We start from the raw sequence: 13,434 nt of genomic DNA, 5'->3' as shown, positions 1-13,434 counted from the left end.
CACATGGGGCGTCGGGACGGTCACGCGACAACAGAGGAGCAGAGCGTTCCACTGCGGTTCTCTTCGAAGGCGCCCGGGTGATCGTGGGTGATGGTGAACTGGTCATCGACGATGCCGGAATACTCGTTCGCGATGGCCTGATTGAGCAGATCGGACCTCGCGAAGCCGTCACCCCCGATCCGGCACGGGAGACGGTCTCCCTGGCCGGGAAGACGGTCATGCCCGCCATAATCAACCCGCACGGGCACATCGGCTACTGGAAGGGGGCGGGCGCGGATTCCAGTCACTTCTCCGGCGAGAACATCCTCGACCACCTCCGCCGACTCGCCTACTACGGCGTCAGTGTGTTCCAGTCCCTCGGAACCGACCGCGACGACACCGAGATCCGCCTACGCGACATGCAGCGCAGGGGCGAACTCGACGACGAAGGCATCGCGACCCTGTTCACCGCCGGATCAGGCATCGTCGCCCCCACGCCCGGCTCGAGCAATGGCGGCCCCTTCTTCGCGGTCGACGCGGTTCACGAGGCGACGAGTCCCGAAGACGCACGTCGGCACGTACGCGCCCTGGCGGCGAAGGACGTGGACGCCGTCAAGCTCTGGCTCGACGACCGGCACGGGACGAAGGCCAGGCTGCAACCGGCCATCTGCCGAGCGATCATCGACGAAGCCCATACGCGCGGCCTGAAGGTCGCCGCCCACATCTACACGGTGGACGACGCCAAGGAGGCGATCCACGCGGGCGCGGACATCCTGGCACACCTGCCGAGGACCCCAGAGCCTGACGAGGAACTCATCGAACTGCTCACCACCCGCGGCACCGCGGTGTTCACCTCAATGAGTATCCAGCGCCCGGACGGCGACGCCTGGCTCGATGACCCCGCTCTGGCGGAGCTCGCCCCCGTCAAGGCGATCGCGGACCTGCGCGCCCGCATCCGGAGCAACGCGCCGCAACCGTTGTTCGACACGACTGAGGCCTACCAGCGCATGGAACGCACGCTGAGGACGTTCTTCGACGCCGGCGTGCGGGTCGTCTTCTCGGCAGACACGGGCCTGCTCACCCAGTTCCCTGGCTTCGCCGAGCACCGGGAACTGGAGGCCCTGGTAGCGGCGGGCGTGTCGCCTCTTGCCGCCATAGAGAGCGCCACCCAGCGCTCGGCCGACTTGCTGGGGCTCACCGACCGTGGCGCCCTGGAGCCGGGCAAGCGGGCCGACTTCATCGTCCTGGACGCAGATCCGCTTGTGCACATGCCCAACACCCGCAAAATTGACTCCGTCCATCTCCAGGGCCGGCCACTCGACCGGCGGGCCATCCGCGACCGCGTACGCAAGGACGCACACAGCGGTGCCTGACACGTGAACCGATACTCACCGGCTCACGCAGCGGACAACCCTCTCCAACCACCGATCCCGATGGCACCGCACGGCTACGAGCATCACCAGAAATGTCGGGCTCCCTGACCGGGGTGCTGTCGAAGCTCCCCACCACGCTTGAGTGCCGCGTGCGGCAGCAGGCCGGCATCAGTCACAATCCAGCTTTCCCCGACCCTCGACTCCTTGGAGGCCCAGTGCCACCTTTTGTGTCATGCACCAGAAAGAGCGAGGCTAAGTCACCGCCTGGTTGTTGGTAGGCGGAGACGCGACTTTGCCGAGGTAGTCGGCGAGGGAGTTGAGGATTTCGTCTGCGCTCTTGGGCCAGGCGAACGGCTGGCCTGGGGTTGTCGTTCCAGCCGTCGACCCACGGCGAGACCGGCCGCCCGGCGGGCGGCCAGCATACGTCGCCGAGACCCAGTGCACGGCCGTCAGGTGGGGGCGGACGCCAGCCGCCGGACCGCCTCTACGACGGCCGCCCGGTGCGCGACGAGCGAGTGCTCGTCCAGGGTTATGGGCACGGTGGAGCTCAGCGGCATCCAAGCAGCCGCCAGAGCCAGGGTGAAAGCCAGCAGGTCCTCGGCGGAGAAGTCGGACGGGACCTCTGCCGCCGCCTGGGCCGCCGCGATGGCGGCGGCCTTCTGGTCCATCGAGGACCTCATCCCCACGGGGTCGTGACCGCTCCCCTCGCGCTCCAGTCGGTGCCACGTGGCCAACCTCAGGTGCTGCGGATGTGAGACGAGGAAGTCGAACAGGCGGCCCGCGTAGTCCGCCAGATCGAACGGGGTCAGTGGAACCTCGGTCATGACTTGCGTGACCGCGTGCTCGATGACGGCGTCGAAGAGTTGGTCCTTGTTCCCGAAGTGGGCGTAGATCAACGCCTTGTTCGCGTTCGCAGCAGTGCCGATCCGGTCCACGCGGGCGCCGGCGATGCCGTAGGCCGCGAACTCGTCCGTCGCGGCCTGCAGCAACCGCGACTTCGTGGCCTCGGCGTCGCGTGTCCTTGGTCTCCTGGATTCCGGTGACATTGCTCAAGCGTATCTAACCAACCGTTTTGTTTGACAGCGCCCCGCGAGCGTACTACGTTAATAAATAACCGTTTAGTTTGGAAGGTTCTCTACGGATGATCACTTACGACAGGCTCTTCATCGGGGGCGAGTGGGTGCGGCCCAGCTCGGCGGAGCTGCTCGACATACGGTCGCCCCATGACCAGTCCCTGGTCGGACGGGCCGCACAAGCGACTCCTGCCGACATGGACCGGGCAGTGGCCGCCGCGCGGAAGGCTTTCGACCATGGGCCCTGGCCCCTGACCACACCGAAGGAGCGGCAGGCACTCATCTCACGCTTCAACGAGCTCCATGCGGAGCGAGCCACCGAAGCGGCCGAGCTGATCAGTGCGGAGCGTGGCTCCCCGATCTCGTTCACCGGCCCGGTCCAGGCCGCACTCGCCGGGCAGACGGACGCCTACCTGCGGGCAGCCGCCTCCTTCGGCTGGGAGGTGCCCCTGGACCCGTCCGGCAGATCAAAGGCTCTACTGCGCCGAGAACCGATCGGTGTCGTCGCCGCGGTAATTCCATGGAACGCGCCCCACCAGGCGGCACTGGCCAAAATCGTCCCTGCCCTGCTCGCCGGCAACACGGTGATCCTCAAGGCGTCGCCGGAGAACTCCCTCAGTGTGCTCATGTTGGGAGAGATCGCAGCGGAGGTCGGATTCCCCGAAGGCGTGCTCAGTATCCTGCCCTCGGACCGCGAGACCAGTGAGTACCTGATCTCCCATCCCGACGTGGACAAGATTTCCTTCACTGGGTCAACGGCTGCCGGGCGGCGTATCGCTGGCATCGCGGGTGAACAACTCAAGCGGGTCAGCCTGGAGTTGGGCGGCAAGTCGGCCACCATCATCCTCGAGGACGCAGACTTGGCGACCGTCGTCGCGGGGCTCTCGTTCGTGTCTTTCGCCAACAACGGCGAAAGCTGCTGGAACCACTCCCGAATCCTCGCGCCGAGGAGCCGCTACGAGGAGGTCGTCGCGGCCCTCAAGGAAATGATGGAAGGCCTCAACGTCGGGGATCCCGCGGACCCTGCCACTGCCATCGGCCCCATGGTGAGGGCGGGCCAACAGGAGCGGGTCCAGTCCTACATCGAATTGGGCATCAAGGAGGGCGCACGACTGGTCAGCGGGGGCACGGGAGTACCGGAGGGGCTCGAGGGCGGTTGCTATGTCAAGCCGACACTTTTCGCCGATGTCGACAACAGCATGCGCATCGCTCAGGAAGAGATCTTCGGCCCCGTTCTCGTGGTCATCCCCTACGGCGACGAGGAGGAAGCGATCCGGATCGCCAACGACTCGCCGTACGGCCTCAGTGGCGGCGTCTGGACAGCCGACACTGCCCGCGGCGTCGAGATAGCACGCCGAATCCGCACCGGGTACTTCCTGGTGAACGCCGCGGCCGTGAGTCTCGAGGCGCCCTTCGGGGGTTACAAGGCCAGCGGCATCGGGCGTGAATTCGGCTCCGCGGGTCTGAGCGAGTACGTGGAGTTGAAGGCAATCAACATCTGAGCGGGGCGCGAGGTGCCTGCCGGGGAACTTGGTGGGAGAGGCGGGGGGCCTCGACAGAGGCCCGCGCCGCGGCATCAACCCAGGGCGGCCAAGCACCTCACCCCGGTGAACGGGGACCGAGGCCGAGGGAGACGGCTACCGGCGTCTACAAGCAGGCCCCTGCACTCGAGGGATGGAGCGTCGCCCCGGGCGGGGCTCTCGCATGACAGCGCTCCTATGGCGACCTCCGCTGCGGCCAGAAGCGGCAGGTCGGCGGCGTCTACACGGACCCTCCACCGACTCACATCAACTAAATGTCCTAGTGGATTTCCTCGCTCGGACGCCTCGTTACGGGAGCCGGGTTCCGTGCGCCCGCCCGTCTGCTAAGTGACTTAGAGATGCTTCATCAGGAAAGGACGACTATGACCGACAGCCGACGTGAACGCAGTTCAGGGGTGAACCGACGCCCCCAGCGCAGAACGCTGGGGCATGCAGCTCTCGTCGCCGCGGCGCTCGTCGCGTTGGCCGCCTGTACCCAGCCCGCCTCAGGGTCGCCGCCGGCGCCGACTTCGGCGAGCCCCGGAACCCGCGCGCCGGCCGACCAATCCGACACGGCCAGCGTCACCTTTTCGCCTGCCATGGCAGGCCGGAAGGTGGTACCCGGCGAACCCCTAACCGTGGAGTCCAGGGGCGGCAGGTTCACGTCGGTCTCGGTCACCGCCGATGACGGCCGGATTCTCGACGGTTCGCTGTCTGCCGACGGCACATCCTGGACCTCGTCCCTTGCCACCGACTACGCCACCACCTATGCGCTGAAGGCCCGGATCAAGAGCTCAGATGACAGCACGGCGACCCGCACCAGCACCTTCACCACGCTGAGTAAGCAGAAGACCTTCGTCGGCGAGTACTACCCGGACAAGGGCGCAACGGTCGGCGTCGCGATGCCGGTGTCGATCGTCTTCAACAAGCCGGTGCACGACAAGGCGGCCGTAGAGCGCGGACTGAAGGTGACCGCCGCCCCGGCCGTTGAGGGCGCATGGAGTTGGATGAAGGACCGCAACGGCAAGGACCGGATCGACTACCGGCCGGAGAAGTACTGGGCCCCCGGAACCAAGGTGACCCTGGAGATGGACCTGGTCGGGGTGAACGCGGGCGGCGGGCTCTACGGCATCCAGAACCGCAAGGTCGGCTTCACCGTGGGCGCATCGGTGATCAGTACCGTCGATGTCGTCAAGAAGACGATGACCGTGGCCGAGAACGGCAGAACCATCAGAACCCTCCCGGTCTCGACGGGCAAGAAGGGCTTCGAAACCTGGAACGGGACCATGGTCGTGCTCAGCAAGGTACCTACGATCAGGATGAATTCCGCCTCGGTCGGCATCTTCGGCCCCGAGGCCTATGACCTCGGCGAGGTCAAGTGGGACGTGCAGCTCACCCCCTCGGGCACCTACATACATGCCGCCCCGTGGAACGAGGGCAAGTTCGGCCGCGTCAACGGCAGTCACGGCTGCATCGGCATGAGCAGTGCCGACGCAAAGTGGTTCTTCGGAAAGGTCAAGGTCGGCGACCCTGTCGCAGTGGTCAACTCAAAGGACACCGTGGCCACAAACAACGGCTACGGCGACTGGAACATCGGCTGGAAGACCTGGCAGCAGGGCAGCGCCCTCGGCTAGGTAGTCGTCAGTCTCAGCGCGACAGCGCGCACCGCACCCGAGTGGGCCCCTCACCTCCGGCCTGGCGCGCCGACAACCCTGGGTGGAACGAATCCGGGTCAGCTCACCGTGCCGCTGTATGCCGGCAATGGAGTCCTGGCGTTCGCGGTGGGTGCCGGTGCGCGGTAACCGCCGGCATCATGCCCGGCCGTGCACGGCCCAGCCGCCGGACGCCGGGTTCAGTTCGCTGGTGAGAAGCTCACCCAGTTTCCACGGCAGGCAGGAACGCTCACCCAGCGGCGCATTGAGCGCGTGGGCGTTGTCGGTCAGAGGCAGCCGCCGGTGCCGGCCGCGCATCGGCCGTGCCGCCTGCAGATCCCGGGTTTTGCCTCGCGGCGGCATCAGCGGCGGATGCTGGTCGGCCCAGTGCTCCACCGCGTCCAGCCCTGGTTCGCTCGGGATGCCCCACCTGTCCATGGCCGCAGCCACCTTGTCCAGCCACCGATAGTGGCCCTCGAGGGTCAGGGTGCGTCGCAGTCGCTGCCGCTCCCGGGCTGCGAGCGCCTGAGCCAGCTGGACCGCTTCCGGGTAGAAAACCAGCGGCGCCACACGCAGGTGGTCCCGGCCGGCCCTGGCCAGGAGGTGCTGGCGGTTCCCCCATACGGGTGCGTTCAGTGCGGGGACGTTCCACCAGCACGAGACTATCGCGTAGGCGTCCGCGAACAGCGCGCGTCCGCCGGCGCCCAACCTGCGTTCCAGCACGACCCGCTGCTGGTGCGCGGCGAGGACCTCGGGCAGGGCGTCCAAGGTGATGGCGTCCGTCCCGGGCTCGCGGCGATTGTCCAGCCAGCGGCGATGATCCCAGCACACCTGCCAGGTCGTGTCAGAGGCGAGGTAGGAGAGCAGGCTGGTGTTCTTGATGTGGGCACACACCTCGCATACCCGCACCAGGAAGCAGCCGGACGTGTCCCAGGGCCAGTCCCAGACCGGATCGGCTTGTTCGGGCAGGAGCCGGTGGGGGCGCAGGTTCGGCAGTGCGAACTGCAATTCCCTGACCTGTCGGCCGGCCATGACGGCCAGGCGCTCGAGAGCCGCGGCGTTCAGGTATCCATCGCTGTAGCGGGGGTCGCTCGGGGCACCGTCCTTACGGGCCGGCGTTCCGAACATGGCCCAGAACTCCTGGTCGGGGATGCCGTTGGCGTCTGCCAATCGCCGCGCGAAGGAGCCGGTCGACTCCCCGCCGATGGACCGCACCGACAGAGCGAGCCGCTGTGCCGGCCGCCAGGCCTTCCTCCTGCGCGCAGGTGCGCCAGCACTGCGGGAACGACCGGCCGTCGTCGCCATTGGTGGGCTCCTCCCTGTACCGCCGAGATGCAGTTCCGGCGGCTGCCGCAACGGGGAGCCCGCCCCTGACCGGATCGCAGGCCCCCAACCTCTTTACGGCGTCCCACTCGCACATGCGCGCTGTTCGCCCTCCTTTACCCGCTAGAGGAGGACTTTGGCTGAAAGTTGCCGATAGGCCCGTCGGAGTGGTGCTTTGGGCGGTACATTCCCCGCGCGATCCGCAACGGATCTTCCGGAGGTGTGGTGAAACTACGCGAGCACCAGGCCGCCGCGCTTGCCGCGATCAAGGCCGCGGCGGCCGACGGTGAGTCGCGCATGACACTGGTCAGCGCGTGCGGCACGGGCAAGACGCTGGTCGCCGTCGCAGCGGCGGGCAGCCTGGTGCGACGCGGCAATGTCCTGGTGGTGATGCCGACCAGAGCCCTGGTGGTGCAGTGAAGCTTCCCCTCGATCGTGGACACCTGGAGACTGGGATCTTGAGGTTCCAGAGGAAGTAGCACCAGGTGGGAAGTAAGTACACGAAGCGTTACACCGAGGAGTTCAAGCGGGATGCGATCGCGCTCGTTGATTCCTCGGGCAAGACGGTCACTGCCGTCGCTCGGGAACTCGGCATCAGCTCCGAGTCCCTGCGCGGCTGGTACCGCCGGGCGAAGGCAGACCAGGGCGAGGGCAAGTCCGGTGAGCTGACCAGCGCCGAGCGCGAGGAGCTCAAGCGGCTGCGCAAGGAGGTCCGCGAACAGCAGCAGACGATCGAGATCCTGAAAAAAGCGACGGCCTTCTTCGCGAAGGAGAACGACCGGTGAGCGAGCTGTACCGGTTTATCCACACGGAGAAGGCGAACTATCCGATCATTCTGCTGTGCCGGGTGCTGAAGGTCGCCCGGTCCTCCTACTACGCCTGGTGCGAGGGCGAGGCCGCCCGCCGTGCCAAGCGGGCCGCCGACGACGCACTCGCACACGAGATCACCGTGGTGCACATCGCTTCCCGGCACACCTACGGCGTCCCGCGCATCCACGCCGAACTGCGCCGCCTGGGCCGACGGGTGAACCGCAAGCGCGTCGCCCGCGTGATGCGTGAACGCGACATCCGCGGCGTCACCCGGCGCAGACGGCGTTCGCTGACCCGGCCGGACGCGAAAGCGAAGCCGGCCCCGGACCTGATCGGCCGCGACTTTCATGCCGAACGCCCCGGGACCAAGCTGGTCGGCGACATCACTTACCTGCCCACCGCCGAGGGCTGGCTCTACCTCGCCTGCTGGCTGGACCTGGCCACCCGCGAAGTCGTCGGCTACGCCATGGCCGACCACCACCGCGCCGAGCTGGTGGTCGACGCTCTCGACATGGCGCACGGCCGAGGCGGACTCGAGCCCGGCTGCGTGGTCCACAGCGATCGCGGCAGCGAATACACCTCGACCCAATTCCGTGAGCGCATAGGGAGGTTGGGGCTGCGGCAGAGCTGCGGACGCACCGGATCATGCTTCGACAACGCCGCCGCGGAGAGCTTCTGGGCCCTGCTCAAGGAAGAGATCGGCACCCGCACCTGGCCCGACCGGGCCACCGCCCGCGCCGAGGTCTTCTCCTTCATCGAGACCTTCTACAACCGCCGCCGCCTACGCAAGCACCGCACGTTCGGCTACCTCACCCCGGCCGAGACCAGGCAACGTCAGCAGCACACGCTCGCGGCATAACGATCACGTGTCCGAGATCACGGGGAAACTTCAGCAGACCATCCGGCGGTGGCGTGAGGCCGGGCGCAACGGAATGGCGCTCGGGGTATGTTCCGTGACTCAACGCGACACCGGCATGTCCACGGACGAGGTGGTGATGACCCAACGTCCGCAGGAGATCGCAGCCGTGGCCGAAGCCGGCGGCCCCTTCACCGTGTTCACGACCTACGGTTCACTCCACCACATCCGCGAGGCCCACGCCCAGTTCGGATGCCCGCCATGGGATCTCGTCGTCGTCGACTTTACCAACCGTTTCGTGTGTGTACGCGGTGTTCGCCGGAACCAGGCCAGAACACGCGGCCCGGACGGTTGACTGTTCGTCGTCTTGGTCACAGACGACGAGGAGTAAGGGTGGCCTGGTTGGTGGTGGGCGATCTGCGGGTGCAGGAGGTTGTGCGTGCCGACCGGCGGGTTTCCTACACGGTCGTGGATGAGCAGTGTCAGACGGTGGCTGTGGCGGATGGGTTCTTGCGGTCGTGTCGGGCAGGGACGGATCGGACGTACGCGTATCTGCTGGTGGATCATCTGCGGTGGCTGCGCATGACCGGTTTGGACCCGGCGGTGGTCACGTTGCGGGATCTGCAGCACTACATGGCCGCTCTCGGCGCCGAGCACCGTGGCCCGTTCGGTCCGCCGTGGCGGGTCGGGAAACGCCCCTACGGGCACAGCGCACTGAAAACGGCGGCTGCGTGCGTGAAGGGCTTCTACCTCTACCAGGCGATGCAGGGAGTGAACGGCGGCGTCGCGGAGGAGCTGAGGGTGACGAGGCTGCCGACCCGGGCCGACCGGCACCGCGCGATGACCGGGCACGTCCTGACCGGGATGCCGGCGAATCCGCTGGCTCCCGACCGGCCTGTGCGGCGGCATCCGAAGATGCTGCCCACCGGCGCCCGCGAACAGCTGGCCGGCCAGGCGGCCAGCGCGCGGGACACCATGGTGATCACCTGGCTCGCCGACGGAGGGTTCCGGATCGGTGAACTGTGCGGGCTCCACCTGGCCGACCTGCATCTGCGCCGGGACGCCGCATGCGGCGAGTGCCGGACCGCGCACGTACACATCTGCCATCGCGAGACGAATCCCAACCGGGCCCGGGTGAAAAGCAAGTACCCCTGGGAGCAGCGGGACGGCACCGTCTCGGGCGGGATCATCCGCCGGGTCAGCCCGGCCATGATCCACACCTATTTCGATTACCTGACCACCCAGTACCCCCGCGACGCGCAGCACGGCATGCTCCTGGTCAGCCTTCGCGGTCCCACCAGCGGACGGCCGTGGACCACGGACGCGGCCCGCGGGATGCTGCGACGGGCCGGCCACCGGCTGGAGCTCGGCAGGATCACCCCGCACGCCTTCCGGCACAGCTTCGCCACCGGCGTGCTCGACGCGGCCGGCGGCAACTCCGTCATCGCGCGGGACGCGGGCGGATGGGCGTCGGCCGCCACCGTCGAGCAGGTCTACGGCCACGCGGACGTCCACGACCCGGCCTTCGCCGCGGCCCTGGATCATGTCTGGTCCCAGCAGCCATGATCCCCCTCACGATCCTCGCCAACGATGACACCAGCCGCGTACGGCGCGACCGCCTCGAACTGCTCACCGCGCTGATCACCGCCCCAAGCTTCGACCCCCTCTACCGCGAAGCGGTGATCAACGTTCCGCCGCAGCACCCGGTCTACGCCTGGCAGTGCTCGATCGACGGCTGCCAGCGCTCACGCCGAATGGGACACAGCATCTGCGGGTCCCATAACGACCTGTGGAACCAGGCCCAGACCACCGGTACCACCAAGGCCCACTTCCTGCGCACCGCTCAGCCGCTCCCCGCCGCCAGGGGAACCGAGCACGGGCCACGCCGCATCTGTCCCGAACGCCCAGCCACCACGGCCGCCCTGCGGCTGTGCGCCCAGCACTACAGCCGCTGGCTACAGCACGCCGGCACCGCACACCAGCCCGCCGAAGAGCGCCTCCGCGACTGGATGCGCACGCAGACCCCGATGGCCGGATTCGGCACATGCCAGGCGGCGTGCCCGTTTCTGGCCGCCTCCTCGCTGGGGCTGTGCCGCCAGCACGAGAGCCGCTACCAAAGCCAGGGCCGGCCCGGAGGAGCCGAGGTTGCCACAGGAGCCAGCGCAAGAGCGCAAGCCAGCCGACAGCGGCCGGTGAGCTACCAAGACGAGGCCGACTTCCGCACATGGTGCGCCCAGGCGCTGCCCGTCACCCAGCCCGGACTGATCAACCTGTATGGCCTGCCCCCGCTGCTTGCTGCGGAAATCCAGTGGGGACTGAACGCCCACGCGCAGCTCAAGCAGCACTCGATCTGGGACCTCAACGGCATCAAGAACCTGGTCAACCACTGCTGGCTCGGACGGTTCACCTCCCTGACCGACCTTGACGCGGAAGGCTACCCCGGCCTGACCCGCCGCCAGCTCGACTCCATGGTCCGCCAGATCTGCTGGGAGACCGTCAACGGCCTGCGCTGCATCTACTACAGCCCCCCAGACACCAAGGACGCGGGCTTCCTGGAGACCGACCATTTCGGCCGCCGCTTCAAAAACGCCCAAAGCCACTTCGACATCTCCGCCGTACCGCAACGCTGGCTGCGCGACCTGCTATGGGAGCACCTCGCCGAGTGGCTGCGCTCCCCGCACTGCCCCCGCACCCGAGGGCCCTTCGACAACATGCGCCGCGCCGCCGTCGAACTGGGCACCTTCCTGCAAGCCGAAGCCCCCGCCGCCGGCCATGACCCGGCACAACTGCGCCAGGAGCACGCTCAGCGCTTCGTCGCCGACCAGAACCACCGCGCCCGCCACTCCCTGCCCTCTTTGAGCATGGTCCGCGTGGACGGGACGCCCTCCACCGTCACCGACATCACCCGACAATGGGTCCTCAACAGCGCCCGCAAGCTCCTCTACAGCGCTCTCACCACCGGCCAGTCCGAACAGCTCGGCCTGGACCGCGGCTTCATCGTCGCCATGCCCAACGGCGGCGCCGGCCTCAAGAAGCGATCGAGGAACCCCTTCACCGACGAAGCCGCCCGCGCCCTGTCCCATCCGGACAACCTCGAGCGCTTCGCCCGGGACTTCGACCCCAACGACAACGGACTGCGCGACGTCTGGGAAACGATCGTCTACACCGGACGCCGCTGCAGCGAAGTAACCAGCCTGCGCCTGGACTGCATCGGCCGCTACCGGACCTTGCCGATGCTCTGGCACGACCAGACCAAAGTCGGCAACTACAACGAGGCCGTCCGCATCCCCGAACCCCTCTACGAACGCCTCGACCAGCGCAGAACCAAGACACTCACCCGCTTCGAGCACCGCCACGGCAGAACACCCACCACGGCCGAACGCACCGCCATGGCGCTGTTCCCCTCACTCATCCGCAACCCCAACGGCCAGCAGCCGATCTCGTACGGCCACTTCAACTCGCGCTTCAAAGCCTGGATCGACAGCCTCGACCTCGGCGGCGCCTATGTTGCCCATCAGGCACGCCACACCCTGGCCACCAATCTCCTACGCGCAGGAGCCTCCCTCACCCACATCCGCCGCTACCTCGGCCAAGTCTCCGACCGCATGGCCGAGCACTACATCAAAATCACCAACGACGACCTCGAAGACATCCTGCACACCGTCTGGGTCGCCGGCCCCGGAGCCCCGCACCCAGGCGAGCTCATCTCCGGCACCACCACACCCCTCACCCGCGCAGAAGCAACCGCCCTAGCTCTGGACCTCTCCCTGCGCAGCACCCCAGCCCACGGCGGATTCTGCACCTACCAGCCCGTAGTCAACGGCGACACCTGCCCCTGGAACCTCGACTGCGAGAACTGCGACAAATTCGTGCTCTCCGGCGCCGACCTGCTCTACTGGCGACGCAAGGCCGAACAGTGGCGCTCGATCGCGGAAAACGCTCCCGACGACGCCACCGCGGACTACCTCCACAGCGTCTTCGAACCCACCGCCCGCGCCATCGACGGCCTCGAACGCGCCCTCGCCGGCCTCGGCCTCCTCAACGAAGCGCTCGCCATGGACCTACGCCGCCCCCAGGACTATTTCCACAGCATCTGGAGCACAGCCTTTCGCGCCCGCGACCTGGCAGCGATACAAGACCCGCCCGCCCCTGCGCAGCCCACCGCGAGGCAGCCGTGAACCCACCAGACCAGACGGAGGCAGCCCACGCCGCACGCCGCCGTCAGACCCAAGCCAAACTGGAGCGCGTCCGACAGGCACTCACCGACCTGCGCCGCGAAAAGACACCCGCCACCGTCACCATGATCGCCCAGGCCGCACAGGTCTCGCGCACCTTCCTGTACCAAAATGCGCAAGCAAAAGCCCTCATCAGCGAGGCCGTCACCGAGTTCATCAACCGACGGGCCCCCGCCCGCGAAGGACAACGCGCCACATCCCCCCAAGCCGGCTGGAAAGAACGCGCACTCAACGCCGAAGACGCCCTACAGGCTGCCGAACACGAGATCCGCATCCAGCGCATCCGCATCGGCGAACTCCTCGGCAAGATCCGCGACCTCGAACACGACCTACCCGAAGGATCCATCCAACGGATCATCACCGAGAACACCAGCCTCAAAACGCAAGTACACCAGCTCACCACCGACCAGAAACGCCTCCAGCAGCGCCTCACCAGCGCACGCGACAACAACCGGTTCCTCGACAAACGCACCGCTGACCTCGAAGCCCAGCTCGCTGAATTCCTGCCCCGCTCCCAGCCCTGACAGGTAGTTCCCGCACGGCCGCAGCCGAGGGCTGCCCGGACCCCGTGACAGCGGCCGGGCCGCTGTTACCAGCGCATGCCGAGTGTGTC

The 13,434-nt window shown here is 67.4% G+C and carries 12 protein-coding genes; 10 read left to right on the top strand and 2 right to left on the bottom strand.

Features of this window, described 5'->3' with window-relative positions:
- Positions 1 to 77: 77 nt before the first annotated feature.
- Positions 78 to 1,352 (top strand): amidohydrolase family protein, encoded by a 1,275-nt coding sequence (locus AC1VWI_RS44925; RefSeq protein WP_499517144.1) that lies wholly within the window; start codon positions 78 to 80, stop codon positions 1,350 to 1,352.
- 449 nt (positions 1,353 to 1,801) lie between these two features.
- Here the strand turns inward: AC1VWI_RS44925 and AC1VWI_RS44920 are convergent, their stop codons facing one another.
- Complete coding sequence (locus AC1VWI_RS44920; RefSeq protein ID WP_499517143.1) at positions 1,802 to 2,398, bottom strand: TetR/AcrR family transcriptional regulator; 597 nt, start codon at positions 2,396 to 2,398, stop codon at positions 1,802 to 1,804.
- Between the two features lie 95 nt (positions 2,399 to 2,493).
- Here AC1VWI_RS44920 and AC1VWI_RS44915 point away from each other — a divergent pair, with 95 nt between their 5' ends.
- Positions 2,494 to 3,927 (top strand): aldehyde dehydrogenase, encoded by a 1,434-nt coding sequence (locus AC1VWI_RS44915; protein WP_499517142.1) that lies wholly within the window; start codon positions 2,494 to 2,496, stop codon positions 3,925 to 3,927.
- 401 nt (positions 3,928 to 4,328) lie between these two features.
- Positions 4,329 to 5,579: a L,D-transpeptidase gene (locus AC1VWI_RS44910; protein WP_499517141.1), complete on the top strand. Its 1,251-nt coding sequence runs from the start codon at positions 4,329 to 4,331 to the stop codon at positions 5,577 to 5,579.
- Positions 5,580 to 5,756: 177 nt separating this feature from the next.
- On the opposite strand, the gene AC1VWI_RS44905 is transcribed toward AC1VWI_RS44910, so the two are convergent.
- Entirely contained in the window at positions 5,757 to 6,902 is a 1,146-nt protein-coding gene (locus AC1VWI_RS44905; RefSeq protein ID WP_499517140.1) for a hypothetical protein, read from the bottom strand.
- A gap of 243 nt (positions 6,903 to 7,145) precedes the next feature.
- On the opposite strand from AC1VWI_RS44905, the gene AC1VWI_RS44900 reads away from it, so the two are divergent.
- The 7 genes from AC1VWI_RS44900 (at position 7,146) to AC1VWI_RS44870 (ending at position 13,345) form a co-directional block, all read left to right on the top strand.
- Complete coding sequence (locus AC1VWI_RS44900; RefSeq protein ID WP_499517139.1) at positions 7,146 to 7,340, top strand: DEAD/DEAH box helicase family protein; 195 nt, start codon at positions 7,146 to 7,148, stop codon at positions 7,338 to 7,340.
- 65 nt (positions 7,341 to 7,405) lie between these two features.
- A complete protein-coding gene (locus AC1VWI_RS44895) occupies positions 7,406 to 7,705 on the top strand; it encodes a transposase (RefSeq protein ID WP_499508795.1) in 300 nt (99 codons plus the stop codon).
- Positions 7,702 to 8,589 carry an IS3 family transposase gene (locus tag AC1VWI_RS44890; RefSeq protein WP_499508794.1) on the top strand — a complete coding sequence of 296 codons (888 nt, stop codon included), beginning with the start codon at positions 7,702 to 7,704 and terminating at the stop codon, positions 8,587 to 8,589. Before AC1VWI_RS44895 ends, AC1VWI_RS44890 begins: the two co-directional genes overlap by 4 nt.
- Positions 8,590 to 8,596: 7 nt before the next feature.
- Positions 8,597 to 8,941 carry a hypothetical protein gene (locus AC1VWI_RS44885; protein WP_499517138.1) on the top strand — a complete coding sequence of 115 codons (345 nt, stop codon included), beginning with the start codon at positions 8,597 to 8,599 and terminating at the stop codon, positions 8,939 to 8,941.
- A 53-nt stretch (positions 8,942 to 8,994) separates the two neighbouring features.
- Positions 8,995 to 10,152 carry a tyrosine-type recombinase/integrase gene (locus AC1VWI_RS44880; protein WP_499517137.1) on the top strand — a complete coding sequence of 386 codons (1,158 nt, stop codon included), beginning with the start codon at positions 8,995 to 8,997 and terminating at the stop codon, positions 10,150 to 10,152.
- Positions 10,149 to 12,764 (top strand): tyrosine-type recombinase/integrase, encoded by a 2,616-nt coding sequence (locus AC1VWI_RS44875; protein ID WP_499517136.1) that lies wholly within the window; start codon positions 10,149 to 10,151, stop codon positions 12,762 to 12,764. The genes AC1VWI_RS44880 and AC1VWI_RS44875 overlap by 4 nt, the downstream gene beginning before the upstream one ends.
- Positions 12,761 to 13,345 (top strand): hypothetical protein, encoded by a 585-nt coding sequence (locus AC1VWI_RS44870; RefSeq protein WP_499517135.1) that lies wholly within the window; start codon positions 12,761 to 12,763, stop codon positions 13,343 to 13,345. Before AC1VWI_RS44875 ends, AC1VWI_RS44870 begins: the two co-directional genes overlap by 4 nt.
- Positions 13,346 to 13,434 lie beyond the last annotated feature (89 nt).

Source organism: Streptomyces sp. TOM-9 (genome assembly GCF_056858595.1).
This window is presented reverse-complemented; position numbering and strand designations above follow the sequence as displayed.

Coding starts and splice junctions, on each gene's coding strand:
- AC1VWI_RS44920 (WP_499517143.1), bottom strand. CDS start 2,398: ATGTCACCGGAATCCAGGAGACCAAGGACACGCGACGCCGAGGCCACG.
- AC1VWI_RS44915 (WP_499517142.1), top strand. CDS start 2,494: ATGATCACTTACGACAGGCTCTTCATCGGGGGCGAGTGGGTGCGGCCC.
- AC1VWI_RS44910 (WP_499517141.1), top strand. CDS start 4,329: ATGACCGACAGCCGACGTGAACGCAGTTCAGGGGTGAACCGACGCCCC.
- AC1VWI_RS44905 (WP_499517140.1), bottom strand. CDS start 6,902: ATGGCGACGACGGCCGGTCGTTCCCGCAGTGCTGGCGCACCTGCGCGC.
- AC1VWI_RS44875 (WP_499517136.1), top strand. CDS start 10,149: ATGATCCCCCTCACGATCCTCGCCAACGATGACACCAGCCGCGTACGG.